Here is a 26,219-nt window from a genome sequence, read left to right as displayed (position 1 = left end):
TTCGGGGCGGCAGCGACCGCGATTGTCCACCGCGTACCACGGCGCAATAGGATGAACTCCCGTGACTCCCACCGATCTCTCCCAGCTGCTGCACGATGTGACCACGTCGGTTCTCACCCGACGCGGCCTCGACGTGTCCCTGGTGCCCGAGACGGTGGTCGTCGAGCGTCCGCGCAACCCCGAACACGGCGACTACGCGACCAACATCGCATTGCAGCTGGCCAAGAAGGTCTCCACCGCTCCGCGCGACCTGGCCGGATGGCTGGTCGAGGAGTTGACCACTCGGCCCGAGATCGCTGACGCCGACCTGGCCGGACCGGGCTTCGTCAACATCCGACTCGCTGCGGCCACACAAAACGCGGTGGTGGCCGATGTGCTGAGCGCCGGGGACACCTACGGCCACGGCGACGACGTGGCCGGGCATGCGGTGAACCTCGAGTTCGTCTCGGCCAACCCGACCGGTCCGGTTCATCTCGGCCACACCCGGTGGGCCGCGGTCGGCGACGCGCTGGGGCGCGTGTTGGCCGCCCGCGGCGCCGCCGTCACCCGGGAGTACTACTTCAACGACCATGGCGCCCAGATCGACCGGTTCAGCCGGTCACTGCTCGCCGCAGCGCTGGGCGAACCCACTCCAGATGACGGTTACGCCGGCGCCTACATCGGTGAGATCGCCGCGGAGGTCGTCGCCCGTCGCCCTGACGCGTTGGGTCTGCCCGGCGCCGATCGGCTCGAGGTGTTCCGCTCGATCGGGGTGGACCTGATGTTCACGGCCATCAAGAAGACCTTGTCCGACTTCGGGACTCGCTTCGACGTGTTCACCCACGAGAACGACATGTTCGACAGCGGCCTGGTCGCCGAGTGCATCGACAAGCTCAAGGCCAACGGCAATCTCTACGAGAAAGACGGCGCGTGGTGGCTGCGGTCCACCGAGTTCGGTGACGACAAGGATCGAGTCGTCATCAAAAGCGACGGCGAAGCCGCCTACATCGCCGGCGACATCGCCTACTTCCAACACAAGCGTCGTCGCGGATTCGATCTGTGCATCTACATGCTCGGAGCCGACCACCACGGCTACATCAAACGGCTCAAGGCGGCGGCAGCGGCGCTCGGTGACGACCCGGCCACGGTGGAAGTCTTGATCGGGCAGATGGTCAACCTGGTGAAAGACGGTGCGCCCCTGCGGATGAGCAAGCGGGCAGGCACCGTGATCACCCTCGACGATCTCGTCGACGCGGTCGGGGTCGACGGTGCGCGCTATTCGTTGATCCGTTCGTCGGTGGACGTCAACCTCGACATCGATCTCGACCTGTTGGCCACGCAGTCCAACGAGAACCCGGTCTACTACGTGCAGTACGCGCATGCGCGGCTCTCGGCCATCGCTCGCAACGCCGCCGATCTGGGCTTGGTCGCGTCCACCGACCATCTGGATCTGTTGGCGCAACCGGCCGAAGGCGACCTCATCCGGACCATCGGCGACTTCCCGTCGGTGGTGACCGCGGCCGCCGCGCTGCGGGAACCGCATCGGGTGTGCCGCTACCTCGAGACCCTGGCCGCCTCGTATCACCGGTTCTACGACCGCTGCCGCATCCTGCCTCAGGGCGACGAGCGGCCCTCCGACACCCATGCTGCGCGGTTGGCGTTGTGTGCGGCCACCCGCCAGGTACTGGCGAACGGGCTTGAGCTGGTCGGTGTCAGCGCTCCGGAGCGGATGTGATGGCGCACCCCGCCGGACCCCGGCACGCTGAGGGCATCGGGTCCACGCGTCCGGGCGAACGCCCTACCGGGGCAGACGATCTGGTCGCCTTGCCGGCCCATGTGTGGCCACGCGGAGCGCGGCGCGGCGCCGACGGTGAGGTCACCCTCGCCGGGGCGTCGGTCAGCGCGCTCGCCGAGCAGTTCGGCACCCCGCTGTTCGTCATCGACGAGGCCGACTTCCGTTCTCGCTGCGCGGACATGCTGGCCTCCTTCGGTGCCACCGGCCGAGTGCACTACGCCTCCAAGGCTTTCCTGTGCGGCGAGATCGCGCGGTGGGTTGCCGACGAGGGTCTGTCGTTGGACGTGTGTTCTGGCGGCGAGTTGACCGTGGCGTTACGCGCCGGGTTCCCCGCGCAGCGCATTGCCTTGCACGGCAACAACAAGTCGGTCGAGGAGTTGACCCTGGCGGTCGAGTCCGGGGTGGGCGACATCGTGTTGGACTCGATGATCGAGATCGAGCGGCTCGATGCCGTCGCCGGCGCCGCCGGAGTGGTGCAGGACGTGCTGATCCGCGTGACCGTTGGCGTGGAGGCCCACACCCACGAGTTCATCTCCACCGCCCACGAGGATCAGAAGTTCGGGTTCTCGTTGGCCGGCGGTGTGGCGATGGACGCTGTGCGCACCGTGTTCGCGACCGACAACCTGCGACTGGTCGGATTGCACAGCCACATCGGTTCACAGATCTTCGATCTCGACGGATTCGAGTTGGCCGCCCACCGCGTGCTGGGTCTGCTGCGCGACATCGTGGCCGAGTTCGGGGTGGACAAGACCGCGCAGTTGTCGATTCTCGATCTCGGTGGGGGACTGGGTATCTCCTACATCCCGACCGACGATCCGCCCCCGGTCGAGCAGGTGGCCGCCACCCTGGTCGACATCGTGCGCCGCCAATCGGCCGCGCTGGGCCTGCCCACTCCGAAGTTGGCGGTGGAGCCGGGGCGCGCGATCGCCGGACCGGGCACGGTGACCCTGTACCGCGTAGGAACGATCAAGGACGTCTCCATCGGCACCGATGCGCATCGCCGCTACGTCTCGGTCGACGGCGGGATGAGTGACAACATCCGAACCTCTCTGTATCAGGCCGAGTACGACGTTCGCCTGGTCTCGCGGGCGTCGACGGCGCAACCCGTGCTCAGCCGGGTGGTCGGAAAGCATTGTGAGAGTGGGGACATCGTTGTCAAAGACTGTTGGCTGCCAGCCGACGTCGCTCCGGGGGATCTACTGGCGGTGGCCGCGACCGGCGCCTACTGCTACTCGATGTCGAGCCGCTACAACATGGCGTTGCGGCCTGCGGTGATCGCGGTCGCCGACGCCCATGCTCGACTCGTCCTGCGCCGAGAAACGGTGCAGGACCTACTCGACCTGGAGGTCACCTCATGAGCGAAGGTCTGCGCCGTCCGATCGGTGTCGCTGTCCTGGGTATGGGCAACGTGGGCACCGAGGTGGTGCGCATCCTGATCGAGAAGGCGGTCGACCTGCACGCTCGCGTCGGTGCGCCGATCGAGTTGCGGGGGGTGGCCGTTCGCGACGTCGCCCGTGATCGGGCGGTCGACCCGGCGCTGATCACCGGAGACGCCGCCTCGCTGGTCACGAGCGACGACGTCGACATCGTGGTCGAGCTGATCGGTGGGATCGACGTACCGCGTGCACTGATCGCCTCGGCGTTGGAGCACGGTAAGTCGGTGGTCACCGCCAACAAGGCACTGCTGGCCGACTACACCGGCGAGCTCGCCGGCATCGCCGCGACAGCCAAGGTCGACCTGTACTTCGAGGCCGCGGTGGCCGGGGCCATCCCGGTGATCCGTCCGCTGATGCAGTCATTGGCCGGGGACACCGTGCAGCGCGTGGCCGGCATCGTCAACGGCACAACGAATTTCATTCTCTCGGCGATGGACGCCGACGGCGATGACTACGCCGTGGTGCTCGCCGAGGCCGGTCGGTTGGGGTACGCCGAGGCCGACCCGACCGCGGACGTGGAGGGCTACGACGCCGCATCCAAGGCGGCCATCCTGGCCTCGTTGGCCTTTCACACCCGGGTCACCGCAGGCGATGTGTACCGCGAGGGCATCTCCACGATCACCGCCGATGACCTGGCCAGTGCAAAGTCGTTGAACTGCACCATCAAATTGCTGGCAATCTGTGAACGCATCGCCGATTCCGTTGGCAAGGAACGTATCTCGGCCCGCGTGTATCCCACGCTGGTGCCCAAGACGCACCCGTTGGCCGCGGTCAACGGCGCCTTCAACGCCGTGGTGGTCGAAGCAGAGAACGCCGGGCGGCTGATGTTCTACGGCCAGGGCGCCGGCGGTGCGCCGACCGCGTCGGCGGTTCTGGGCGATCTGGTGATGGCTGCCCGCAACAAGGTGCATGGTGGGCGGGGCCCGCTGGAGTCGACGTACGCGTCGTTGTCGATCGCGCCCATGGGCGATGTGCTGACCCGCTACTACGTGTCGATGCGGGTGGCCGATCGCCCCGGTGTGCTCTCGGCGGTGGCCGCCGAGTTCTCCAAGCGTGACGTCAGCATCGCCACCGTGCGCCAGGAGGGCGCCGATGAGAACGCCCGGTTGATCGTGGTCACCCATCGGGCTCCGGACGCGGCGCTGGCGCAGACCGTGGATGCTCTGAAGGAGCTCGACGCCGTGGCCGAGGTGGCAAGCGTGTTGCGCCTCGAGGGAACCGATGAGTGAGTTGAGGAACCGATGACCAAGCCGAGCACCGCCGTGCACACCGCATGGCCCGGGCTGATCGAGGCGTACCGCCACCGACTGCCCATCGACGACGACTTCACGGTGGTCACCCTGCTCGAGGGCGCCACCCCGCTGGTGCCTGCGCCGCATCTGTCCTCGCTGACCGGATGCGAGGTGTACCTGAAGGTGGAGGGGCTCAACCCCACCGGATCGTTCAAGGACCGCGGCATGACCATGGCGGTCAGCAACGCGGTCACCCTCGGCAAGCGTGCTGTGCTGTGTGCCTCCACCGGCAACACCTCGGCCTCGGCGGCGGCCTACGCCACCCGGGCCGGCATCAGCTGCGCGGTGCTCATCCCCGAGGGCAAGATAGCCATGGGCAAGCTGGCCCAGGCGGTCATGCACGGGGCCAGCATCATCCAGGTGCAGGGCAACTTCGACGACTGTCTGGAGTTGGCGCGCAAGGCGACTGCGGAGTTCCCCGAGATCGAACTGGTCAACTCGGTCAACCCGGCGCGGATCGAGGGTCAGAAGACTGCGGCCTTCGAGATCGTCGACGTGTTGGGTCGCGCCCCTGACGTGCACGCGCTGCCCGTGGGCAATGCGGGCAACATCACCGCGTACTGGAAGGGCTATCGCGAGTACCACGCCGACGGCATCTGTTCGACGCTGCCGCGGATGCTCGGTGTGCAGGCCGCCGGCGCTGCCCCGCTGGTCTCGGGTAGCCCGGTCCGCAACCCCGAGACGCTGGCCACCGCCATCCGGATCGGGTCGCCTGCCAGCTGGAACCAAGCCGTTGCCGCACAACAGGAATCGGGCGGTCAGTTCATCGCGGCCACCGATGAGAAGCTGCTCGAGGCCTACCGACTGGTGGCCGGTCGCGAGGGCGTGTTCGTCGAACCGGCGTCGGCGGCCAGCGTGGCCGGGTTGTTGGCGGCGCACGCGTCGGGATGGATCCGCGGCGGCGAGACCGTGGTGTGCACGGTGACCGGCGTGGGGCTCAAAGACCCCGACACGGCGCTGGCCGGAATGCCGCCGGTGTCCTCCATCCCGGTCGATCCGGTGGCCGTGGCTCGCGCCCTGGGTGTGGGGTGATCTGATCATGTCGGGGGACGATGCTCTTGGGGCCTCAGTCGTCGGCGAAGGCGTCGATCATGCTGCGCTGCATCAGCTTTCCCCCGATGTGTCCTGCACTGTGCGGGTCGCCGCCTCTACGGCCAATCTCGGGGCCGGGTTCGACTGTCTGGGGTTGGCGCTCGACCTCAGCGACGAGGTGCGGGTGCAGACCACCGCGGTGGGCACCGCGGTGACGGTGACCGGCGAAGGTCGCGACGGTGTGCCACTGGATGATTCCCACCTCGTGGTGCGTGCGCTGCGCCGCGGGCTCGCGGTGGCCGGCGCCTCGGCGGCAGGTCTGGACGTGGTGTGCGTCAACGCCATCCCGCATTCGCGCGGACTGGGCTCGTCGGCGGCAGCCGTGGTCTCCGGGCTGGCGGCAGCATCCGGGCTCGTGGTCAAAGCTGGTGTGGGCGATGCGTTCTCGCCCGAGCTGCTGGTGCAGTTGGCCAGCGAGTTCGAAGGCCACCCCGACAACGCGGCGGCCAGCGTGCTGGGTGCTGCCGTGGTGTCGTGGACCGAGAACCACGACGACGGTCACGGGCCGCGATATCGCGCCCGTCGACTCGAGCTGCACCCCGACATCCGGTTGACGACGCTGGTGCCGCGCACCGAGTCGTCGACCGCCCAGACGCGTGGACTGTTGCCCGACGTCGTGCCCCGCGCCGATGCCGTGTTCAACCTCAGCCGAAGTGCATTGGCGGTGGTCGCGTTGACCGCAGATCCCGACTGTCTGCTGGCCGCCACTGCAGATCGGCTCCACCAGGGCTATCGCGCCCCGGTCCTGCCCGAGACGACCGCGGTGGTCGCCGCGTTGCGGGGAGCTGGAGTGGCGGCGTTCGTCTCGGGTGCGGGCCCGTCGGTGATGGCGTTGCACGTCGGGGAGATTCCCCGCGACGCTCTGGCCACAGCCTTCGACCTCAGCTTTCAGGTACACGAGCGGGCGCTGGGCGGGCCTGTCACCATCGCCTGATCCGCCCGTCGGCGCCGGCCGGTCGGCGCATCGGTGCAGGACACGCGCCTGCACGGACCTTGCCCATCGACCAGATCGTGGTTAGCATGAGCACGTCTGCTGAGTGTGGCGGAGGTTTCAGGCCGCTCTCGACCATTGATCACCCATCTGGTGACGCTCCCCGGTGCACGCCGTTCACACCAGAACCGGCCGGTGGGCCACGAACCGCCGATCGCGATCGACTTGCTCCCCGCACGCACAACGGTCGAGCGGCAGACCCACGACTTGAGCCCAGTCCATCTCGACGGGCCACGCGTCCCGGTCACCTCGACAGGGATGATCACGACCCCCGACGCAGACGCGTTCTGCGGGGGAACGAAAGGAAATCCGTGACCGATACGGACCTGATCTCGACACCCTCGACCGAGGCGTCGTCTGAGTCAGCGGGTGATTCGCACACCTCAACTCCTGCGAAGGCCAAGACCTCATCGGGCCGTTCAGGCGGCTTGAACGGGATGGTGCTCACCGAGCTTCGGCAACTGGCCGGTGAGCTGGGCATCAAGGGGACCTCAGGAATGCGCAAGGGCGACCTGGTCGCCGCGATCGCCGACCGGCAGGGTGGGTCGTCGGCCGCCGCGTCCGCGGCCCGGTCCAACGGCCGCCGTCCCGCACCCGAGACGTCAGCTCCCGAGCCGACGGCTCCAGAGCCCACGGCACGTGAGACCGCCCGGTCCGGCGCGTCGGCGCCCGATGACACCGCAGCTGCGACCGCGGGGTCGTCGAGCGGGCCCTCGACCGCCGAGCCTGCCTCCTCGGACACCACCGACCGCACGACTGGGCGCCGTAACCGGACCTCGAACGACGCTGACAGCGGCGGCTCGGCAGACACCGACACCCGGACCGAGAACACCGGTGCCGAGCGCACTCGGCGCCGTGAGCGCAGCGGCGGCGACCGCAACAACACCGATCGCAACAACACCGAGCGCAACAACACCGACCGCAACGGTGGGGAGCGCAACGGGGGCGAGCGCAACCAGAACCGGGACAACCAGAACCAGAACCGCGACGGGTCACGTTCCAACGGTCCGCGCGATGACTCCGACGACGAAGGCACCGGCCGCGGTCGGCGTGGCCGTCGGTTCCGCGAGCGGCGGCGTGGACGTGACCGCGATGGCGTCGGTGGCGGTGAGCGGGACACCACCGTCTCCGAGGACGACGTCTTGCAGCCGGTCGCGGGCATCCTCGACGTTCTGGACAACTATGCGTTCGTCCGGACCTCGGGCTACCTGGCCGGTCCCAACGACGTCTACGTGTCGATGAACCTGGTCCGCAAGAACGGTCTGCGGCGCGGCGACGCACTCACCGGCGCCGTCAAGCTGCCGCGGGACGGCGAGCAGAACAATCAGCGCCAGAAGTTCAACCCACTGGTACGCCTGGACTCGGTGAACGGCGGCGACGTGGAGGCTGCGCGGCGGCGCCCGGAGTTCGGCAAGCTCACCCCGCTCTACCCCAACGAGCGGCTGCGCCTGGAGACCACCCCCGAGCGCCTCGACACCCGTGTCATCGATCTCATCATGCCGATCGGCAAAGGCCAACGCGCACTGATCGTCTCGCCGCCCAAGGCCGGTAAGACCACCATCTTGCAGGACATCGCCAACGCCATCTCGATCAACAACCCCGAGTGCTACCTGATGGTGGTGCTGGTCGACGAGCGACCCGAAGAGGTCACCGACATGACCCGGTCGGTCAAGGGCGAGGTCATCGCCTCCACCTTCGATCGCCCGCCCACCGACCACACCTCGGTGGCCGAGCTGGCCATCGAGCGCGCCAAGCGTCTGGTCGAGAACGGCAAAGATGTTGTGGTGCTTCTTGATTCGATCACCCGACTGGGTCGCGCCTACAACAACGCCTCACCGGCGTCGGGCCGCATCCTCTCCGGTGGTGTCGACTCGACCGCGCTCTACCCGCCCAAGCGGTTCCTGGGTGCGGCGCGCAACATCGAGAACGGCGGATCGCTGACCATCATCGCCTCGGCGCTGGTCGAGACCGGGTCCACCGGCGACACGGTGATCTTCGAGGAGTTCAAGGGCACCGGCAACGCCGAACTCAAGCTGGACCGCAAGATCTCCGAACGTCGTGTTTTCCCGGCGGTGGACGTCAACCTGTCCAGTACCCGCAAGGACGAGCTGATGATGTCGGCCGACGAGTTCGCCATCGTCCACAAGCTGCGGCGGGTGCTCTCGGGTCTGGACTCCCAGCAGGCGATCGACCTGCTGCTCAGTCAGCTCAAGAAGACCAAGACCAACATCGAGTTCTTGATGCAGGTGCAAAAAACCGCACCTGGATCAGGCGGCGAGGACTGACCTCGGCCTGGCCGGTCACGCGAGCAGGCCGGTCAGGCGTCGGGAACGGCGTCGGCCGGCAGCGGTGGCGGTTCGAACGCGGGTGGATCGGCCACGTCGAACACCCCGTTCGCCGCGCAGGTTCCGCCCACCTCGGGGTGGGCGCGGAACGTCGGCTGCTCGGGGTAGACATTTTTCTGCGGGTTCTGCTTGGTTGCGGTGATGAAGTGGTCGATCCGAGGATCGCTGGGCGAGTCGACCTTGAGCTGATGTCCCCATGACTGGATCGACACCGGGCGATCCAGACCCGGGTACGGAGACATCAGCAGATGGTCGCGTCCCCGGACCTTCGCCGCGAGCACCGCGACTCCAGCCGCGTTCACGCGTGCGGGATCATAGGTGACCCAGGTGGCACCGTGTTCCATCGAGTGCACGGCGTTCTCGCTGCGGATGGCCCGCGGGTAGACGATCCCGGTGCACACCGCCCAGACCGCGTCGTGCCGACCACCCATCGGCGGGCTGAACTGATAGCGCACCCGCTTTCCCGGTCCGACGTGTCCCCCCTGATAGAAGTGCCGCACGACACCCGGGATGCGCATGCTCGGGTCGGGATCTGCGGCGGTCGGCACGAACGGGGTGACCCGGTCGTCACCGTCGGAGGAGGGGCGGGTGAGGACGAATACGGCGACACCGCCGATGATGGCCAGCACCAGCGTCGTCACCAGCGCCGAGATCAGTTGTGACCGCCTGGGAATCGCCATGGTCGAAACCTCCGTCAGCCGTGGCCGGGTACCGAACGCTGGGACGTGCGAGACCTCTGCGATCTCTGAGGTCAACGCTACGACCCCGATCCTACGGATCCGGCGAGGCGGATCTCGCGTGCGACCGCGAACCGCCGGTGATGAGCCGATGGCGGTGAACCGGTGCTCGACGATCGGCACCGGCGAGCCGCGGAATACCCGGCGCTGATCACAAGTTGAACGGCTGGCGAGTGCATTGCAGACAAGCGGTCGGCCAGGCACGGATTCGTCGGCTGACCTCCTCTTCTGGCATACTTGCCCCGGTTGGGCACCACCCCGGTACCCACCTGTCCGGTTCCGGTTCACACCGCTGGACGCGAAATCTGACTCGCGCCCACCTCGCGGTGACCCGGCGGCCACGAAAGGGACATCACATGAAGCAGGGCATCCACCCGCAGTACTCCGACACCACGGTGTTGTGTGGCTGTGGCAACACCTTCCAGACCCGCAGCACTCGCGACGGCGGCCAGATCACGGTCGAGGTCTGCTCGCAGTGCCACCCCTTCTACACGGGTAAGCAGAAGATCCTCGACACCGGCGGTCGCGTGGCCCGTTTCGAGAAGCGCTACGGCAAGCGTGCCGCCAAGGGCGCCGAGGCCGACGCCACGTAGCAGGCTCCACGACGCCCGCCCTTGCGCATCGCGCGGGGCGGGCGTCGTCGTCTGTGTCGCCGGGTGGCGACGTCAGTCTTTGATCAGCGTGCGTCGAGAACGGAGTCCGTGTGAGCCCCCAGAGCCCCTCGGCCGTCGACGACGTGCTCGCCGAGTACGCCGGACTACAGGCGCAGATGGCCGACCCGTCGTTGCACGACGACCCGTCCACCGCCCGCCGCGTGGGCAAACGGTTCGCGGAGTTGGCCCCGGTCATGTCGACCCACCAGCGCCTACAGGCCGCCCGCGACGATCTGCAGGCCGCGCGGGAACTCGCCGCAGACGACGCGTCCTTCGCCGCCGAGATCCCCGAACTCGAGCGCACCGTCGCCGAACTCGACTCCGCGTTGACCGACCTGTTGGCCCCGCGTGATCCGCACGACGGCGACGACGTGGTGTTGGAGATCAAATCCGGTGAGGGCGGTGAGGAGTCGGCACTGTTCGCCGCCGACCTGGCCCGGATGTACCTCAAATACTGTGAACGTCGCGGATACCGTGTCGAGGTCCTCGGAGTGACCGAGTCCGACCTCGGCGGATACAAGGACGCCACGCTGTCGATCAAGGCCAAACCCGGTGCCACCGAGGGTGTTTGGGCTCGGATGAAGTTCGAAGGCGGGGTGCACCGGGTGCAGCGGGTCCCGGTCACCGAGTCGCAGGGGCGCATCCACACCTCGGCGGCGGGTGTGTTGGCCTACCCCGAACCCGACGAGGTGGAACAGATCGCCATCGACGAGACCGACCTGCGGATCGACGTGTACCGCAGCTCGGGCAAAGGTGGGCAGGGCGTCAACACCACCGACTCGGCCGTGCGCATCACCCACCTGCCCACCGGCATCGTTGTGACCTGCCAGAACGAGAGATCACAGCTGCAGAACAAGGCGCGCGCCATGCAGGTCCTCGCGGCCCGCTTGCAGTTGCTCGCCGACGAACAGGCCCAGGCCCACGCCGCCGAGGGACGTGCCGCCCAAATCCGCACCGTCGACCGGTCCGAACGCATCCGCACCTACAACTTTCCCGAGAACCGCATCACCGACCACCGGATAGGGTTCAAGGCGCACAACCTCGACGCCGTGCTCGACGGTGACCTCGACGCGCTGCTCGACGCCCTGATCGCTGCCGATCGACAGGCTCGTCTCGAGGCGCAGTGACTGTGCGCTCGGTCATCGCCGCGGCCGCAGCAGAACTGGCGCGCGTCGGGATCGACTCGCCGCGCGTGGATGCCGAGCTGCTGGTGGCGCATGTCCTCGGGGTGGACCGAGGTCGCCTCATCGCGGCGCCCGACCCCACGCCCGCACAGATCGATGCTCTCGGTGTCGTGCTCTCGCGTCGGATTGCGCGAGAACCGTTGCAGCACATAGTCGGACGGGCGCCGTTTGGGCCGATCGAGCTGCTGGTCGGGCCGGGTGTGTTCATCCCTCGCCCCGAGACCGAGGTGCTGCTGCAGTGGGCGCTGGCGCAACTGGCCGGGCGTCGCGGCGCCAAGGTGGCCGACTTCTGCAGTGGCAGTGGGGCATTGGCTGTCGCCGTCGCCACGGGGTGTCCGACTGCCCAGGTCAGCGCCGTCGAGGTCGACGATGAGGCGTTGACCTGGTTGCAGCGCAACGTCGAGGCCGCGCCCGCCGATGTCGCAGCACGGATCGAGATCCGGGTCGCCGACGTGCGGGTGGCGGCTGACCTGGCGGACCTCGAGGTGGACCTGGTGGTCGCCAACCCGCCCTATGTGCCCTGGACCGACGACCTCGATCCCGAGGTGCTGGCCCACGATCCGCATCGTGCCCTGTTCGGCGGCGACGACGGGATGTCGGTGATCATCCCGATGATCGAGGTGATCGCCACGGTCCTGGTGCCGGGTGGGTGGTGTGGCATCGAGCACGACGACACCACCGGCGACGCGGTGACGGCGGCCCTCGACGCATCCGGGGCCTTCGACGAGATCTCCGCTCACCGTGACCTCGCCGGGCGGCCGCGGTTCGTCGCGGCGCGGCGTCGGCCGGTCGAGGCGCAGCGCACGGGTGCGGAGTGATCAGTTCGACGTGTAAGGATGGATGCCGTGAGCACCGAGTTCGATTGCAATCAGCCCGATTCGCGGGCAGCCGGCGTGCGGGCTGCGGTCGGTGCGGTCAAGGCTGGTCGACTGGTTGTCCTACCCACCGACACGCTGTACGGAATCGGTTGCGACGCATTCGATTCCGATGCGGTGAGCAGTCTGTTGGCGGCCAAGGGGCGCGGCCGCGACATGCCGGTGCCGGTCCTGGTGGGTTCGTGGGACACCGTGGACGGACTGGTGCTGTCGGTGTCGCAGCGGCTGCGCGAACTCGTCCGCGCGTTCTGGCCCGGTGGACTGAGTCTCGTCGTCGAGCAGGCGCCGTCGCTGGCGTGGGATCTCGGCGACACCCGCGGCACCGTGATGTTGCGGATGCCGCTGCACCCGGTGGCCATCGAAGTGTTGCGTGAGGTCGGCCCGATGGCGGTGTCGAGTGCCAACAAATCCGGGCAGCCGCCCGCCACCACGGCCGCCGAAGCGCGCGATCAGCTCGGCGACGAGGTGGCGGTCTATCTCGACGGTGGGCCCGCCGCGAAGGCCACTCCTTCGACCATCGTCGACCTCACCGACGCAGCACCCAAGATCCTGCGGGTGGGTGCGGTGTCGGCCGAACAGATCGCCGAGGTCCTCGCGGTGGAGGTCGACTCATTGCGGTGAGTCCGAGTGCGGCCGGTCACCGGTGATGGGTGCGCCAGCTTGTAGCGTTGAACCGTGATCGAGGCCATGACCCCTGTGGGCAACAGCGGGACCGGTGTCCCGCTGCGCGAGCTGATGCTGGTGGGTCTCACCGCTGCGGTCATCACCTATCTGGCCACCGCTGTGGTGCGGATCGTCGCGACCCGGGTCGGTGCGGTGGCGGTGCCCCGCCAGCGCGACGTACACGCCATCCCCACCCCACGGCTCGGGGGAGTGGGCATGTTCCTGGGGGTCATCGCCGCAATCGTGCTGGCCCAGCAACTGCCCGCCTTGACCCGCGGATTCGCCTACACCGACGACATGGACGCAGTGGCTGCAGCCGCCACGGTGATCGTCGTGGTCGGGATCATCGACGACCGCTGGGGGCTCGATGCGCTGACCAAGTTCGTCGGGCAGCTCACCGCCGCCGGGGTGCTGGTGCTCATGGGCGTCAGCTGGACGGTGCTCTACGTCCCGTTCGGCAACATCGACACCGTCGTGCTCGACCCGCTGCAGTCGGGACTGCTAACCATCGCCATCACCGTCGCCACCATCAACGCGATCAACTTCGTCGACGGACTCGACGGCCTGGCCGCCGGCCTGGCCCTCATCTCCGCGGCGGCGATCCTGCTGTTCTCCGTCGGGCTGCTGCGCGATCAGGGGGGCGACGTCAGCTACTACCCGCCCGCGCTCATCTCGGTGAGTCTGGCCGGCGCCTGTCTGGGGTTTCTGCCGCACAACTTCCAGCCCGCCCGCATCTTCATGGGCGACTCCGGTTCGATGTTGATCGGGCTGATGCTGGCCACGGCGGCCACCAGCGCCTCGGGTCGCATCGCGGTCTACGCCTACGGGCCTGCCGACTTGTTCTCATTGCTCTCGCCCCTGATCCTGGTCGCGGCGGTCATGTTCATCCCGATGCTCGACATGCTGCTCGCCATCATCCGGCGCACCCGGGCGGGCGTCGGCTTCCACACCCCCGACAAGATGCACCTGCACCACCGACTGCTCGAACTGGGCCACTCGCAGCGCCGCGTCGTCTTGGTGATCTACCTGTGGGTCGCGGTACTGGCGCTGAGCGTCGCCGCGAGCACGGTGTTCTCGGTTCGCGTGGTCGTCCCGGCGCTGGCGGCCGGCTTGGTGGTGGCTCTCGTGGCCACCGCCGTCCCGCGTCTGCGTCGACGCATCCGGGGCGATCGAGACGTCGCCGAACCTGTCACCGCTGCGTGATCGGCCCCCACGATCATGGCCTCTCGCCCGTGCAGTACTATCCCGTGTAGTAGATGATCTCCGCTGGTGGAGGGCCTCGCGCCGCGAGTTCAACCCCGTTTCGGATATCGCCTGAAGTGTTGATAGGGTCACAGCGACCGACGAGCGCGCACCGAGATCACATGTGCAGTGCTCGCAGGACGCCGCCCACACCGTGCAACTGGCTTCGCGCTCGATGACGAGCGCGGAGTGCTCCGACTGGAGGAGAGGCAGATGACGACGTCAGCCCCTGACTCGGCACCGGTCTATCCCGACATCCCGCTCAGCATGGTTCGTCCGGCCCTGCTCGCAGGCGTCGCCGCGGTCATCGCATTGATCGTCAGCGGCGTCCTCGGCCATCTGCTCTTCGGCGTGTTCTTCACCGCCGGCATGGCCATGATCCTCGGCAACGCGAAGATGGTGCAGGCCACCGTCGGCGCGGTCACGGCCGAGGACAACCCCCGCAAGAAGCCGGTCGTACTCAACACCGCGGTCCGGCTGGGCATCATCACCGTCGTCGCGCTCGCGGTGGCCTTCTTCTTCCGGCCCGACGGACTCGGTGTCATGTTCGGGCTCGCGCTGTGTCAGGTGATCGTGGTGCTCGCCACGGTGATCCCCGTGATGAAAGGACTCCGCAAGCAGTCATGACCGCGTCGCTGACCCTGGCCGAAGAGGCCGAATCCGAATCCAAGATCGAGGTCGGACACCACATCGTCCGCGAGTTCTTCGGGATGTCCTTCAACCTCGACACCATCATCGGGACCTCGGTCGCGGCGCTGATCCTGCTGGCTCTCGCCTTTGCGTTGAAGGCGAAGTTCACCACCAGTGGTGTGCCCAGCGGTGTGCAGCTGTTCTTCGAGGCCGTGACCAAGCAGATGCGTGGACAGGTGGAGAGCTCCATCGGGATGAAGGTGGCGCCGTTCGTGCTGCCGCTGGCCGTCGCACTGTTCACCTTCATCCTCATCTCCAACTGGCTGGCGGTCATCCCGTCGCAGTACGGGCACGACGGGAAGGCCGCCGAGTGGCTCAAGCCGCCGGCCTCCGACATCAACTTCGTCTACGCGCTGACGCTCGTGGTGTTCGTCTGGTACCACGCCGCCGGCTTCCGTAAGCGCGGCATCTTCGGATATCCGGTGAAGCTGATCCGTGGCCATGGCATCGGCTTGGCCCCGATCAACATCATCGAGGAGATCGCCAAGCCGGTCTCGCTCTCCCTGCGTCTGTTCGGCAACGTGTTCGCCGGCGGGATCATGGTCTCGCTCATCACGTTGTTCCCCTGGTACCTGATGTGGGGACCGAACGCCGTCTGGAAACTGTTCGACCTGTTCGTCGGCCTCATCCAGGCCTTCATCTTCTCGCTGCTGACAATCCTGTACTTCAGCCAGTCGATGGAGTCCGAGGACGCGCACTGACCTTCCGGGTCACCCTGGAATCAACCACCACCCGGTGCCGACACCGTCGACACCACAACAGACCTGGCAAAGGTTGCCGGTACATCGAAAGGGAAAGTCACATGGATCCGAACCTCGTTAGCATGGGCGCACTCATCGGCGGCGGCCTGATTCTGGGCGGCGGCGCCATCGGCGCCGGTATCGGCGACGGTCTCGCCGGTGCTCAGCTGATCGCCGGCATCGCGCGCCAGCCCGAGGCGCAGAGCCGCCTGTTCACCCCGTTCTTCATCACCGTCGGTCTGGTCGAGGCCGCGTACTTCATCAACCTGGCCTTCATGGCCCTGTTCGTCTTCGCCAACCCGGCCAAGACCTACGGCGGATAGCAGACCGCTTCCACGCACCCGGGCTGACAGTTAGGAAACGACGCACATGCAGGTTTTGGCTGCGGAAGGCACTCAGAACTTTCTGATACCGAACGGCACGTTCTTCGTCGTTCTCCTTATCTTCTTGATCGTGCTCGCGGTCGTCGGCAAGTTCATCGTGCCGCCGATCAAGCAGGTTCTAGAGGAACGCGAGAATCGGTTGTCGCAGACCGCGACCGACGCCCGGAAGGCAGCCGAAGGGTTTGAGCGGGCCGAGGCCGAGTACCGGGAAGCCATGAAGTCGGCTCGCGGTGAGGCCACCAGCATCCGCGATGACGCCCGAGCCAAGGGCCGCGAGGCGCTCGAGCAGATGCGTCAGCGGGCCACCGCCGAAGCCGACGCGGCACTCGCCGAGGCCAACGCCGATCTCGCCGCACAGGGCGAACAGGCGGCGGCCCAGGCTCGGGCCGACGTCGACTCGCTGTCGTCAGCGCTGGCCAGCCGGGTGCTCGGCGTCGACGTGACCTCCGGCCAGTCCAGCGTGAAGGGAAGCTGACCACATGGAGATCTTCATCGGGCAACTCATCGGGTTCGCGATCATCGTGTATGTGCTCGTGCGCTTCGTGGTTCCGCCGGTCCGTAAGGCGATGACCTCCACCCAGGACTCGATCGCGGCGCAGATCGCCGAGAGCGACGAGGCCAAGAAGCGGCTGGCGGAGGCCACTGCGGCTCACGCCAACGCAGTCGAGGAAGCGCGCGCGGAGGCCAGCCGCATCCGCGAGGAGGCGCGTGCCGACGCTCAGGCGATCAGCGTGCAGATGGCCGAGCAGGCCGACGCCGAGGTCAAGCGGATCACCGAGCACGGCAAGAGTCAGGTCGCCCTCAACCGCACCACGCTGGTGCGTCAGCTGCGGTCGGATCTAGGCCTGGCATCGGTGGACCTGGCCGGCAAGCTGGTTCGGGACCACCTGGCCAACCCTGCGGCGCAGCAGGACTCGGTCGATCGGGTGATCACCGAGCTCGGCCAGATGGTGGGCTCCGATTCCGACGCCCCCGGATCGCTCCGGGTCAGCTCGGCAGCCGATCTGGTCGGGATCCACTCCATGCGTGCCGCCAGCCGCGACTCGGTGCTGGCGTTGGCCGCCGAGTTCGACCGTGTCGCCGCCGACGCGGACCCCGCGTCGTTGACCGCCCTGTCGACGGAGCTGACCGACGCGGTCGCGCTGCTCACGCGGGAGCCGGTGTTGCGCAAGCATCTGGCTGAGCCCAGCGACGACACCGCGCCGAAAGAAGCGCTGGTCCACGGGGTCTTCGGGTCCAGCCTCTCGGCGGGCGCGCTGTCGTTGGTCCGCAGTGCTGCGCTCAGCCGCTGGTCCTCGGTCAGCGACCTCACCTTCGCTCTCGAGCGGGTGGCTCGGTTCGCGCTGTTCTCCATCGCCGAGAAGGCCGGGACCATCGAGACCGTCGAGGACGAGTTGTTCCGCTTCGGTCGACTGCTCTACGCGCAGCCGCAGCTGTCCAAGCTGCTCTCCGATCATCACGCCCCGGTGGACGGGCGGTTGTCGCTCCTGGGATCGGTGTTGGCCGGTCGCGTCGACACCACCACCGACGCCGTCCTCACCCAGACCGTGCGCCTGCTGCGTGGGCAGCCCGCAGCGGCGGCGGTGACTGATCTCGCCGAGATCGCTGCGGCGCGTCGTGGCGAGTCGGTGGCTCATGTCGTGGCCGCTGCGCCGCTCACCGACGATCAGCGGAGCCGTCTGACCGAGGTCCTCGGTCGCGTCTACAACCGGCCCATGTCGTTGCAGGTCGAACTCGACCCGGCACTGCTCGGCGGGCTGCGCATCACGGTCGGTGACGAGGTCATCGACGGCGACATCGCCACCCGCCTCGCGAAGGCTGCGGCGGAACTGCCCTGATCCCGCGGAGGCCGGTCGCCCCGGCATCCGATGAACTTCAAGACCCATCCCTACCCAAGGAAGACGAATACCCATGGCGGAGTTGACGATCTCATCCGACGAGATCAAGGGCGCAATCGAGCAGTACGTCTCGTCGTTCACTGCTGATGCGACGCGCGAGGAGGTCGGCATCGTGACCGACACCTCCGACGGCATCGCACACGTGAGCGGCCTTCCCGGTGCAATGGCCAACGAACTGCTGGAGTTCCCCGGCGGCGTGCTGGGCGTGGCCCTGAACCTCGACGAGGATGAGATCGGCGTGGTCATCCTTGGTGACTTCGACAAGATCGAGGAGGGCCAGCAGGTCAGCCGCACCGGCGACGTGCTCTCGGTGCCGGTCGGTGACAAGTTCCTCGGACGCGTGGTCAACCCGCTGGGTCAGCCCATCGACGGTTTGGGCGAGATCGAGTCCGACGAGCAGCGTGTGCTCGAGCTGCAGGCGGCCACGGTGCTGGAGCGTCAGCCGGTCGAGGAGTCGCTTGCCACCGGCATCACCGCCATCGATGCCATGACCGCTATCGGCCGCGGCCAGCGTCAGCTCATCATCGGCGACCGCAAGACCGGCAAGACCGCGGTGTGCATCGACGCAATCCTCAACCAGAAGGCCAACTGGGAGACCGGCGACCCGGCCAAGCAGGTGCGTTGCATCTACGTCGCCATCGGTCAGAAAGGTTCGACGATCGCCGGCGTCAAGAAGGCGCTCGAAGAGGCCGGCGCGCTGGAGTACACCACCATCGTGGCCGCGCCCGCGTCGGATTCGGCGGGCTTCAAGTGGTTGGCCCCCTACACCGGTTCGGCCATCGGGCAGCACTGGATGTATCAGGGCAAGCACGTTCTGATCGTGTTCGACGACCTGACCAAGCAGGCCGAGGCCTATCGCGCCATCTCACTGCTGCTGCGTCGTCCGCCGGGCCGTGAGGCCTACCCCGGTGACGTGTTCTACCTGCACTCCCGTCTGCTGGAGCGTTGCGCGAAGCTCTCCGATGCGCTCGGCGGTGGGTCCATGACGGGCCTGCCGATCATCGAGACCAAGGCCAACGACGTCTCGGCGTTCATCCCGACCAACGTCATCTCGATCACCGACGGCCAGGTCTTCCTCGAGTCCGACCTGTTCAACAAGGGTGTTCGTCCGGCCATCAACGTCGGCACCTCGGTGTCGCGCGTCGGTGGTGCTGCGCAGACCAAGGGCCTCAAGAAGGTCAGTGGCTCGCTGCGTCTGGAACTCGCCCAGTTCCGTGAGCTCGAGGCCTTCTCGGCGTTCGCCTCCGACCTCGACGACGCGTCCAAGGCCCAGCTCGAGCGCGGCGCTCGCTGGGTGGAGCTGCTCAAGCAGGACCAGTACAGCCCGGTGTCGGTCGAGGACCAGATCGTGTCGATCTATCTGGCCGGTGAGGGCTTCTTCGACTCTGTTCCGGTCGAGGACGTCAAGCGGTTCGAGACCGAGCTGCGCAGCCACCTGCACCATGCTGCGGCCGGGGTCTACGAGTCGATCGCCGGAGGCAAGGTGCTCGCCGACGACCAGGCCGAGGCGCTCGAGGCAGCGACCAACCGGTTCAAGCAGGGCTTCCTGGCCAGCGATGGATCGCGTGTGGTGAACGAAGAAGAGGCCGACGCGTTGCATCCCGACGAGGTGGCCAACGAAGAGATCACGATCCGGAAGTCCTGACCGAGAAATGAATTCTGATCGAGTGACCAACCCGAAGGAGGTGTGAGGCAGGCATGGCGAGTATCCGCGAACTGCGTTCACGCATCAGGTCGGTGCAGTCGACACGCAAGATCACCAAGGCCCAGGAGCTGATCGCCACCTCCCGGATCACCAAGGCACAGGCGCGTGTCGCCGCGTCGAAGCCCTACGCCCAGGAGATGACCTCGGTGTTGACCGAGCTGGCCAGCAACGCCGGCTCGCTCGACCACCCGTTGCTCGTGGAGCGTCCCACCCCCAAGCGCGCAGCGGTCCTGGTGGTCACCAGCGACAGCGGCCAGTGTGGTGGCTACAACTCCAACGTGCTCCGGGAGACGCGAGAGTTGTTGGCGCTGCTGGAGTCCGAGGGCAAGCAGCCGCTGATCTTCGTGATGGGCAAGAAGGGTCTGCGCTACTTCACCTTCCGCGACATCGAGGTCAGCGGCTCGTGGACCGGCTTCTCGCAGCAGCCGCGCTACAGCGACGCCAAAGCGGCCACCGACCGCCTGGTCGAGCTGTTCTCGGCCGGCTCCGAGGGTTCGGTTTCCGAGCACGAGGAGGCGCCCTCGCTGGCCGGTGTCGACGAACTGCACCTGGTGTACACCCGGTTCATCTCGATGCTGAGCCAGGTTCCCGAGGTCCGTCGGATCGCTCCGCTGGTGGTGTCCGAGGGCGAGTCGACGTCGTCGGAGACCGTCGGGCGCAATTACTCCTTCGAGCCGGGGGCAGACACTCTGCTGTCGGCACTGCTGCCCAAGTACGTGGCCACCCGCGTTTACGCAGCACTGCTGGAGGCTGCGGCATCGGAGTCCGCTGCCCGTCGGACGGCCATGAAGGCGGCCACCGACAACGCTGACGAGCTGATCACCGACCTGTCTCGGCAGGCCAACCAGCTGCGGCAGGCGCAGATCACCCAGGAGATCAGCGAGATCGTCGGCGGCGCGAGCGCGCTCGCAGAGTGAGAAGTCGCGGCGTAGCCGCAGCACACGACACGTAACGAGTTGTAACGGCCACCAGGCCAGGAAGTGACCACAATGAGCACTGCAGTAACCGAAGCACCAGGCGGTTCCGCGGCGACCGATTCGGCCGGACGCGTCGTCCGCGTCATCGGCCCCGTGGTGGACGTCGAGTTCCCCCGTGGTGCGGTCCCCGAACTGTTCAACGCGCTGCACGCCGAGATCGCCCTGGCGTCGGTGGCCAAGACGCTGACCCTCGAGGTCGCCCAGCACCTCGGTGACAACCTGGTGCGCACCATCTCGATGCAGCCCACCGACGGGTTGACCCGTGGGACCGTGGTGACCGACAGCGGCAAGTCGATCTCGGTCCCGGTCGGCGACGTGGTCAAGGGCCACGTGTTCAACGCTCTCGGTGACTGCCTCGACGCCCCGGGCACCGGTCGCGACGGACTGCAGTGGAGCATCCACCGCAAGCCGCCTGCCTTCGACCAGCTCGAGGGCAAGACCGAGATCCTCGAGACGGGCATCAAGGTCATCGACCTGCTCACCCCGTACGTCAAGGGCGGCAAGATCGGTCTGTTCGGTGGTGCCGGTGTCGGCAAGACCGTTCTGATCCAGGAGATGATCACCCGCATCGCCCGCGAGTTCTCCGGCACCTCGGTGTTCGCCGGCGTCGGCGAGCGCACCCGCGAGGGCACCGACCTCCACCTCGAGATGGAGGAAATGGGCGTTCTGCAGGACACCGCGCTGGTGTTCGGTCAGATGGACGAGCCGCCGGGCACGCGTATGCGCGTCGCCCTCTCGGCCCTCACCATGGCCGAGTACTTCCGCGACGAGAAGCACCAGGACGTGTTGTTGTTCATCGACAACATCTTCCGGTTCACCCAGGCTGGTTCCGAGGTGTCGACCCTGCTCGGTCGTATGCCCTCGGCGGTGGGTTACCAGCCGACCCTGGCCGACGAGATGGGTGAGCTTCAGGAGCGCATCACCTCGACCCGTGGTAACTCGATCACCTCGCTGCAGGCGATCTACGTGCCCGCCGACGACTACACCGACCCGGCGCCGGCGACCACGTTCGCTCACCTCGACGCGACCACCGAGCTTTCGCGCCCCATCTCGCAGCTCGGTATCTACCCGGCCGTCGACCCGCTGACCTCGACCTCGCGGATCCTCGAGGCCTCGATCGTCGGCGACGAGCACTTCCGCGTCGCCAACGAGGTCAAGCGCATCCTGCAGAAGTACAAGGAGCTGCAGGACATCATCGCCATCCTGGGTATGGACGAGCTCTCCGAAGAAGACAAGGTGACCGTCGCGCGTGCGCGTCGTATCCAGAAGTTCCTCGGCCAGAACTTCCTCGTCGCCGAGAAGTTCACCGGCCAGAAGGGCTCTGTCGTCCCGCTCAGCGACACCATCGAGGCGTTCGACCGGGTCGCCAAGGGCGAGTTCGATCATCTGCCCGAGCAGGCGTTCAACAGCTGCGGCGGACTCGACGACGTGGAGGCGGCAGCCCAGAAGATCGCAGGGAAGTGACCCCACATGGCTGACGCAGGCTTTCCGATCGATGTCGTTTCGGTAGAGCAGCGCCTGTACTCCGGGCAGGCGTCGTTCGTCATCGCCCAGACCACCGAGGGTGAGCTGGGCATCTTGAAGAACCACGAGCCTCTTCTGGGTCAGCTGGTGCCCGGTGGGTTCGTGATGATCGAACAGACCGACGGCACCCGGCGGGTGGCCGCGGTCGAGGGTGGGTTCTTGTCGGTGACCGGTGACTCGGTCACGGTGTTGGCAGAATCCGCCGAGTGGGCCCGGGACATCGATGTCGACGCCGCGCGCGCCGACCTCGAGAAGTTCGAGGAGGGCTCACCGGGTCACGATCGCGCACTGGCGCGGATCCGCGCGGTGGAGCAACTCGCACAAGAGAAATGACGCGTTCCTCGCTGCACCACCCGGTCTCCGGGTCATGGCTGTGCGGTGAGGCGTGCGTAGAGGCGACAACGATCCCCGCATACGAAAGTGTGCGGGGATCGTCGTGTCGCTGGGTAGATCTGTCGATGGAGAGGAAGCGTCGATGGTCGAGGTGGTGATCGGTGCGGCCGTGGTCCTTGTGGTGATGGCGGCCCTCGGGGTACTGCTGGCGGTCCGGGTCAGTCGCCTGAGGAGCAGCGGCACCGCAGTGCTGTTCCGTAGCCTGCCCGCCGGTGACGACCGTGGGTGGCGACACGGGACCATTCGATACACCGATGACGCAGTGCGGTTTCATCGGTTGAGCAGCCTGCGGACCGGTCCCAGCCGGGTGTTCGCACGCCAGTCGATCGAGTTGGTGGGTCGGCGGGCACCTGCGGGAACAGAGTTCGATGTGCTCGACGCGATGACGGTCGTCGCGATCCGCGTGGGCGAGGACCGCTACGAGATCGCGATGAGCGCAGGCGCGATCACCGCCTTCAGCTCCTGGTTGGAGTCGCGTCCGTCGGTACGTTCGCAGCGTCGCCGATCTGCCTGAGCGCTGAGGTCAGTCGCCGTCGGGGTGAGGCGGCCGTTGACGGTCGCCGCCGGGAGCCCACAGCACATCGCCGTCGGTGTTCACCGCGCGCGAGAGGATGAACAGCAGATCCGACAGTCGGTTGAGGTAGCGCGCGGGCAGCACCGAGGTGTCGTCGGGGTGGGCGGCGATGGCCGCCCAGGCTGAGCGTTCGGCTCGCCTGGTCACCGTGCGCGCCTGATGCAGCAGCGCGCTGAGCGCAGTCCCACCCGGCAGGATGAACGAGGTGAGCGGCGGGATCCCCTCGGAGAACTGGTCGCACCAGGCCTCGAGAGCGTCGATGTAGTCCTGTTTGACCCGCAGCGGCGGGTATTCGGGGTTCTCGACGATGGGTGTGGCCAGATCGGCACCCGCGTCGAAGAGATCATTTTGGATGGTGCGCAACACCGTCAGCACGGTGGCATCAGGTGCCCCGAGCGCGACTGCCACACCGATCGCCGCGTTCGTCTCGTCGCAGTCGGCGTAGGCGATCACGCGCGGATCGGTCTTCGACACCCGGGAGAAGTCGCTGAGCCCGGTGGTCCCGTCGTCGCCGGTCCGGGTGTAGATGCGTGTGAGGTGAACAGCCATGCGCTCAACCTACGTTCTGCGCCGCAGGACCGACCACGGCGCGCCCTCGCGGCTAGGCTGTGCACCCATGGCACCTCGCCCGTACTCCGTGTCTCGGTCCATCCAGATCGACGCTGCCGCCGACCACGTATTGAGTTCGCTCGTGGATTTCCGGGAATGGCGGCACTGGTCGCCGTGGGAGGGGATGGATCCCGACCTACGCCGCACCTACAGCGGGCCCGGATCCGGTGCAGGCGCTCAGTACTCCTGGACCGGCAACCGCAAGGCGGGCGCCGGGACGATGACGATCACCGAGGTCGACGCCGCGCGCGTCGAGATCGTGCTGGCCTTCACCAAGCCGATGAAGTCGCAGAGCCTCACGGTGTTCGCTCTCGTGCCCACCGGTGAGGCCACGGTGGTGACGTGGACGATGTCGGGCGCCAACTCGGGGTTGGCCAAGATCTTCTCCAGTCTGGTGCCGATGGATCGCCTCGTCGGTGGCGATTTCGAGAAGGGGCTCGTTGCGCTGAAGTCGCACGTGGAGAAATCGGGCGCACGGTGAGCTGCGGGCGGCGGCGGCACGGCCTGTCGTTAGGCTGGAGGGTGTGAGCGACCGATTCCTGGTGACCGGCGGGGCATCCCTGCAAGGCAAGGTCTCGGTGGTAGGCGCGAAGAACAGTGTGCTCAAGCTGATGGCGGCGGCCCTGCTGGCTGAGGGTGCCACGGTACTCACCAACTGTCCTGAGATCGCCGATGTCCCATTGATGGCCGACGTCCTGCGCGGTCTGGGGGCGACAGTCACCCTCGACGGTGACACGGTCGTCGTCGACACCCCGGCAGAACCCAAGTTCCACGCCGACTTCGACGCAGTGAAGCAGTTTCGTGCATCGGTGTGTGTGCTGGGACCACTGCTGGCGCGCTGTCACCGTGCCGTCGTGGCGCTGCCGGGTGGCGATGCGATCGGGTCGCGGCCCCTCGACATGCACCAGGCGGGCTTGCGTGCGCTGGGGGCGAACAGTGCGATCGAGCACGGATGTGTTGTGGCGCAAGCGGATTCATTGAAGGGCGCACCCATCGCGCTGGAGTTCCCCTCGGTCGGAGCCACGGAGAACATCCTGATGGCGGCCGTGCTCGCCACCGGGGTGACCACCATCGACAACGCGGCGCGAGAACCAGAGATCGTCGATCTGTGCGACATGCTCGTACAGATGGGAGCCGAGATCTCCGGTGCCGGCACCTCCACCCTGACCGTCACCGGAGTCCAGCGGCTATCGCCCACCACCCACCGCGTGGTGGGCGATCGCATCGTGGCGGCGACCTGGGGGATAGCGGCCGCGATGACGCGCGGAGACGTCGAGGTGACCGGGGTGGACCCGGCGCATCTGCAGCTGGTCCTGCACAAACTGGCCGATGCCGGCGCTGTGGTCACGCGATTGGACAACGGGTTTCGTGTCACGCAGCGGGAGCGGCCGACCGCGGTCAACTTCTCCACGCTGCCGTTCCCCGGATTCCCCACAGATCTGCAACCGATGGCGATCGGGCTCGCCGCGGTTGCCGAGGGCATGTCGGTGATCACCGAGAACGTCTTCGAGGCACGGTTCCGTTTCGTCGAGGAGATGGTGCGACTCGGGGCTGATGCCCGCACCGACGGTCACCACGCGGTGATCCGCGGGATTCCGCAACTCTCCAGCGCGCCGGTGTGGAGCTCAGACATCCGGGCGGGTGCGGGCCTGGTGCTGGCGGGGTTGGTGGCCGACGGGGTGACCGAGGTGCACGACGTCTTCCACATCGATCGCGGCTATCCGGCGTTTGTCGAGAAACTGTCCGGGCTCGGCGCGGACATTCGTCGCGTCGCCGGCTGAGTAGAGCCGGACGCGCCGGGTACCGGCGTCACGGATGGGATGTGTCGGGCGTCACGTAGCGCGATGGGTCGCCGCGGGCGTGAAACTGGGCCGGATGCGGGTGTCCCCACCGTCGTTGAGCAGCGCACATGCCGTCGAGTCAGCCCCATGTGCAGGCAATTTGACCTCGTTGTCCACAAGCGCGTAACTTTCTCCGAGTCAGCGCGCCACGGCGCCGCCCCGGGACGGAAGTCCAGGGGAGAGGGAAATCGGGCTTGCGCAGACGAACAAGGCATAACTGCTTCGCGACAGCGATGCTGCCGTGCCACTCCAACCGCCCCAGAGCCCGATGGAAGCGCAAGTTTGCTTCCGACGGACACCTCTGCTAGGTTGGAAGAGTTGCCCCGGAGACGGGCAGCAACAGACAACTAAGTTCGAGAAAGCAGCCCTGTTCAGGGGAAATGCGTCTCGGATGTGTGTTCTTTGAGAACTCAATAGTGTGTTGACATTTTGTTTATGCCATTTTTTTTGGCCTGCCTGTTGTGGGTGGGTTGTTTTTTGTTGTGCCAGCGCTTTGTGTGTTGGTTTGTTTTTTGGTTGGGGTTTTGCTCTGCTGGGAAACGTTGTGTTGATTCGGCTGTCTGTGCCTGTGGGTGTGGGTGGTTGTTTCGTTTGGTTTTTC

26 protein-coding genes are annotated in these 26,219 nt (G+C 67.0%); 23 read left to right on the top strand and 3 right to left on the bottom strand.

Annotated elements, in window-relative coordinates; genetic code table 11:
- Positions 1-61: 61 nt before the first annotated feature.
- The 6 genes from argS (at position 62) to rho (ending at position 8,870) form a co-directional block, all read left to right on the top strand.
- Entirely contained in the window at positions 62-1,714 is a 1,653-nt protein-coding gene (gene argS / locus KIK15_RS16840; protein WP_214245902.1) for an arginine--tRNA ligase, read from the top strand.
- The gene (lysA, locus tag KIK15_RS16835; RefSeq protein WP_214245901.1) at positions 1,711-3,132 is read left to right on the top strand and encodes a diaminopimelate decarboxylase; all 1,422 of its coding nucleotides are present in this window, start codon (positions 1,711-1,713) and stop codon (positions 3,130-3,132) included. Before argS ends, lysA begins: the two co-directional genes overlap by 4 nt.
- Positions 3,129-4,439 carry a homoserine dehydrogenase gene (locus KIK15_RS16830; protein ID WP_214245900.1) on the top strand — a complete coding sequence of 437 codons (1,311 nt, stop codon included), beginning with the start codon at positions 3,129-3,131 and terminating at the stop codon, positions 4,437-4,439. The genes lysA and KIK15_RS16830 overlap by 4 nt, the downstream gene beginning before the upstream one ends.
- Positions 4,440-4,451: 12 nt before the next feature.
- Positions 4,452-5,534 (top strand): threonine synthase, encoded by a 1,083-nt coding sequence (thrC, locus tag KIK15_RS16825; RefSeq protein WP_214245899.1) that lies wholly within the window; start codon positions 4,452-4,454, stop codon positions 5,532-5,534.
- A gap of 7 nt (positions 5,535-5,541) precedes the next feature.
- A complete protein-coding gene (gene thrB / locus KIK15_RS16820; RefSeq protein ID WP_214245898.1) occupies positions 5,542-6,528 on the top strand; it encodes a homoserine kinase in 987 nt (328 codons plus the stop codon).
- Positions 6,529-6,896: 368 nt separating this feature from the next.
- The gene (gene rho / locus KIK15_RS16815; RefSeq protein WP_214245897.1) at positions 6,897-8,870 is read left to right on the top strand and encodes a transcription termination factor Rho; all 1,974 of its coding nucleotides are present in this window, start codon (positions 6,897-6,899) and stop codon (positions 8,868-8,870) included.
- A gap of 32 nt (positions 8,871-8,902) precedes the next feature.
- Here rho and KIK15_RS16810 read toward each other — a convergent pair whose 3' ends face one another.
- On the bottom strand, positions 8,903-9,610 hold the full coding sequence (locus KIK15_RS16810; protein WP_214245896.1) for a DUF3105 domain-containing protein: 708 nt from the start codon (positions 9,608-9,610) through the stop codon (positions 8,903-8,905).
- Positions 9,611-10,023: 413 nt separating this feature from the next.
- Here KIK15_RS16810 and rpmE point away from each other — a divergent pair, with 413 nt between their 5' ends.
- The 15 genes from rpmE to KIK15_RS16735 all read left to right on the top strand — a co-directional run bounded on the left by rpmE (position 10,024) and on the right by KIK15_RS16735 (position 23,108).
- Complete coding sequence (gene rpmE / locus KIK15_RS16805; protein WP_214245895.1) at positions 10,024-10,260, top strand: 50S ribosomal protein L31; 237 nt, start codon at positions 10,024-10,026, stop codon at positions 10,258-10,260.
- A gap of 110 nt (positions 10,261-10,370) precedes the next feature.
- Complete coding sequence (gene prfA, locus KIK15_RS16800) at positions 10,371-11,447, top strand: peptide chain release factor 1 (RefSeq protein WP_214245894.1); 1,077 nt, start codon at positions 10,371-10,373, stop codon at positions 11,445-11,447.
- Positions 11,444-12,322: a peptide chain release factor N(5)-glutamine methyltransferase gene (gene prmC, locus KIK15_RS16795; protein WP_214245893.1), complete on the top strand. Its 879-nt coding sequence runs from the start codon at positions 11,444-11,446 to the stop codon at positions 12,320-12,322. The genes prfA and prmC overlap by 4 nt, the downstream gene beginning before the upstream one ends.
- 27 nt (positions 12,323-12,349) lie before the next feature.
- A complete protein-coding gene (locus KIK15_RS16790; RefSeq protein ID WP_214245892.1) occupies positions 12,350-13,000 on the top strand; it encodes an L-threonylcarbamoyladenylate synthase in 651 nt (216 codons plus the stop codon).
- 66 nt (positions 13,001-13,066) lie between these two features.
- Positions 13,067-14,245 carry a glycosyltransferase family 4 protein gene (locus KIK15_RS16785; protein ID WP_214245955.1) on the top strand — a complete coding sequence of 393 codons (1,179 nt, stop codon included), beginning with the start codon at positions 13,067-13,069 and terminating at the stop codon, positions 14,243-14,245.
- Between the two features lie 252 nt (positions 14,246-14,497).
- Complete coding sequence (locus KIK15_RS16780; protein WP_214245891.1) at positions 14,498-14,911, top strand: hypothetical protein; 414 nt, start codon at positions 14,498-14,500, stop codon at positions 14,909-14,911.
- Complete coding sequence (gene atpB, locus KIK15_RS16775; protein ID WP_214245890.1) at positions 14,908-15,675, top strand: F0F1 ATP synthase subunit A; 768 nt, start codon at positions 14,908-14,910, stop codon at positions 15,673-15,675. Before KIK15_RS16780 ends, atpB begins: the two co-directional genes overlap by 4 nt.
- Positions 15,676-15,776: 101 nt before the next feature.
- Positions 15,777-16,037 (top strand): F0F1 ATP synthase subunit C, encoded by a 261-nt coding sequence (locus KIK15_RS16770; RefSeq protein WP_214245889.1) that lies wholly within the window; start codon positions 15,777-15,779, stop codon positions 16,035-16,037.
- A 46-nt stretch (positions 16,038-16,083) separates the two neighbouring features.
- The gene (locus KIK15_RS16765) at positions 16,084-16,572 is read left to right on the top strand and encodes a F0F1 ATP synthase subunit B (RefSeq protein WP_214245888.1); all 489 of its coding nucleotides are present in this window, start codon (positions 16,084-16,086) and stop codon (positions 16,570-16,572) included.
- A gap of 4 nt (positions 16,573-16,576) precedes the next feature.
- Complete coding sequence (locus KIK15_RS16760) at positions 16,577-17,935, top strand: F0F1 ATP synthase subunit B/delta (protein ID WP_214245887.1); 1,359 nt, start codon at positions 16,577-16,579, stop codon at positions 17,933-17,935.
- A 73-nt stretch (positions 17,936-18,008) separates the two neighbouring features.
- Entirely contained in the window at positions 18,009-19,640 is a 1,632-nt protein-coding gene (gene atpA / locus KIK15_RS16755) for a F0F1 ATP synthase subunit alpha (protein ID WP_214245886.1), read from the top strand.
- A gap of 53 nt (positions 19,641-19,693) precedes the next feature.
- Positions 19,694-20,617 (top strand): F0F1 ATP synthase subunit gamma, encoded by a 924-nt coding sequence (locus KIK15_RS16750; RefSeq protein ID WP_214245885.1) that lies wholly within the window; start codon positions 19,694-19,696, stop codon positions 20,615-20,617.
- A gap of 72 nt (positions 20,618-20,689) precedes the next feature.
- Positions 20,690-22,141 carry a F0F1 ATP synthase subunit beta gene (atpD, locus tag KIK15_RS16745; RefSeq protein ID WP_214245884.1) on the top strand — a complete coding sequence of 484 codons (1,452 nt, stop codon included), beginning with the start codon at positions 20,690-20,692 and terminating at the stop codon, positions 22,139-22,141.
- Between the two features lie 6 nt (positions 22,142-22,147).
- Positions 22,148-22,534: a F0F1 ATP synthase subunit epsilon gene (locus tag KIK15_RS16740; protein ID WP_214245883.1), complete on the top strand. Its 387-nt coding sequence runs from the start codon at positions 22,148-22,150 to the stop codon at positions 22,532-22,534.
- Positions 22,535-22,676: 142 nt separating this feature from the next.
- On the top strand, positions 22,677-23,108 hold the full coding sequence (locus tag KIK15_RS16735) for a DUF2550 domain-containing protein (protein ID WP_214245882.1): 432 nt from the start codon (positions 22,677-22,679) through the stop codon (positions 23,106-23,108).
- A gap of 9 nt (positions 23,109-23,117) precedes the next feature.
- Here KIK15_RS16735 and KIK15_RS16730 read toward each other — a convergent pair whose 3' ends face one another.
- On the bottom strand, positions 23,118-23,717 hold the full coding sequence (locus KIK15_RS16730) for a cob(I)yrinic acid a,c-diamide adenosyltransferase (RefSeq protein WP_214245881.1): 600 nt from the start codon (positions 23,715-23,717) through the stop codon (positions 23,118-23,120).
- Positions 23,718-23,784: 67 nt separating this feature from the next.
- Between KIK15_RS16730 and KIK15_RS16725 the strand changes: the two genes are divergently transcribed.
- Positions 23,785-24,258, top strand: coding sequence for an SRPBCC family protein (locus KIK15_RS16725; protein WP_214245880.1), 474 nt, complete (start codon positions 23,785-23,787; stop codon positions 24,256-24,258).
- Positions 24,259-24,301: 43 nt separating this feature from the next.
- Positions 24,302-25,558: a UDP-N-acetylglucosamine 1-carboxyvinyltransferase gene (gene murA / locus KIK15_RS16720; RefSeq protein WP_214245879.1), complete on the top strand. Its 1,257-nt coding sequence runs from the start codon at positions 24,302-24,304 to the stop codon at positions 25,556-25,558.
- Between the two features lie 470 nt (positions 25,559-26,028).
- Here the strand turns inward: murA and KIK15_RS16715 are convergent.
- A partial coding sequence (locus tag KIK15_RS16715) for a hypothetical protein (RefSeq protein WP_214245878.1) occupies positions 26,029-26,219 on the bottom strand: 191 nt, incomplete at its 5' end.

The sequence above is a fragment of the Williamsia sp. CHRR-6 genome, assembly GCF_018474015.1.
GTDB lineage: Bacteria > Actinomycetota > Actinomycetes > Mycobacteriales > Mycobacteriaceae > Williamsia_A.
Note: the sequence above shows the minus strand (reverse complement) of the source record. Positions and strands in the feature narration are given on the sequence as shown.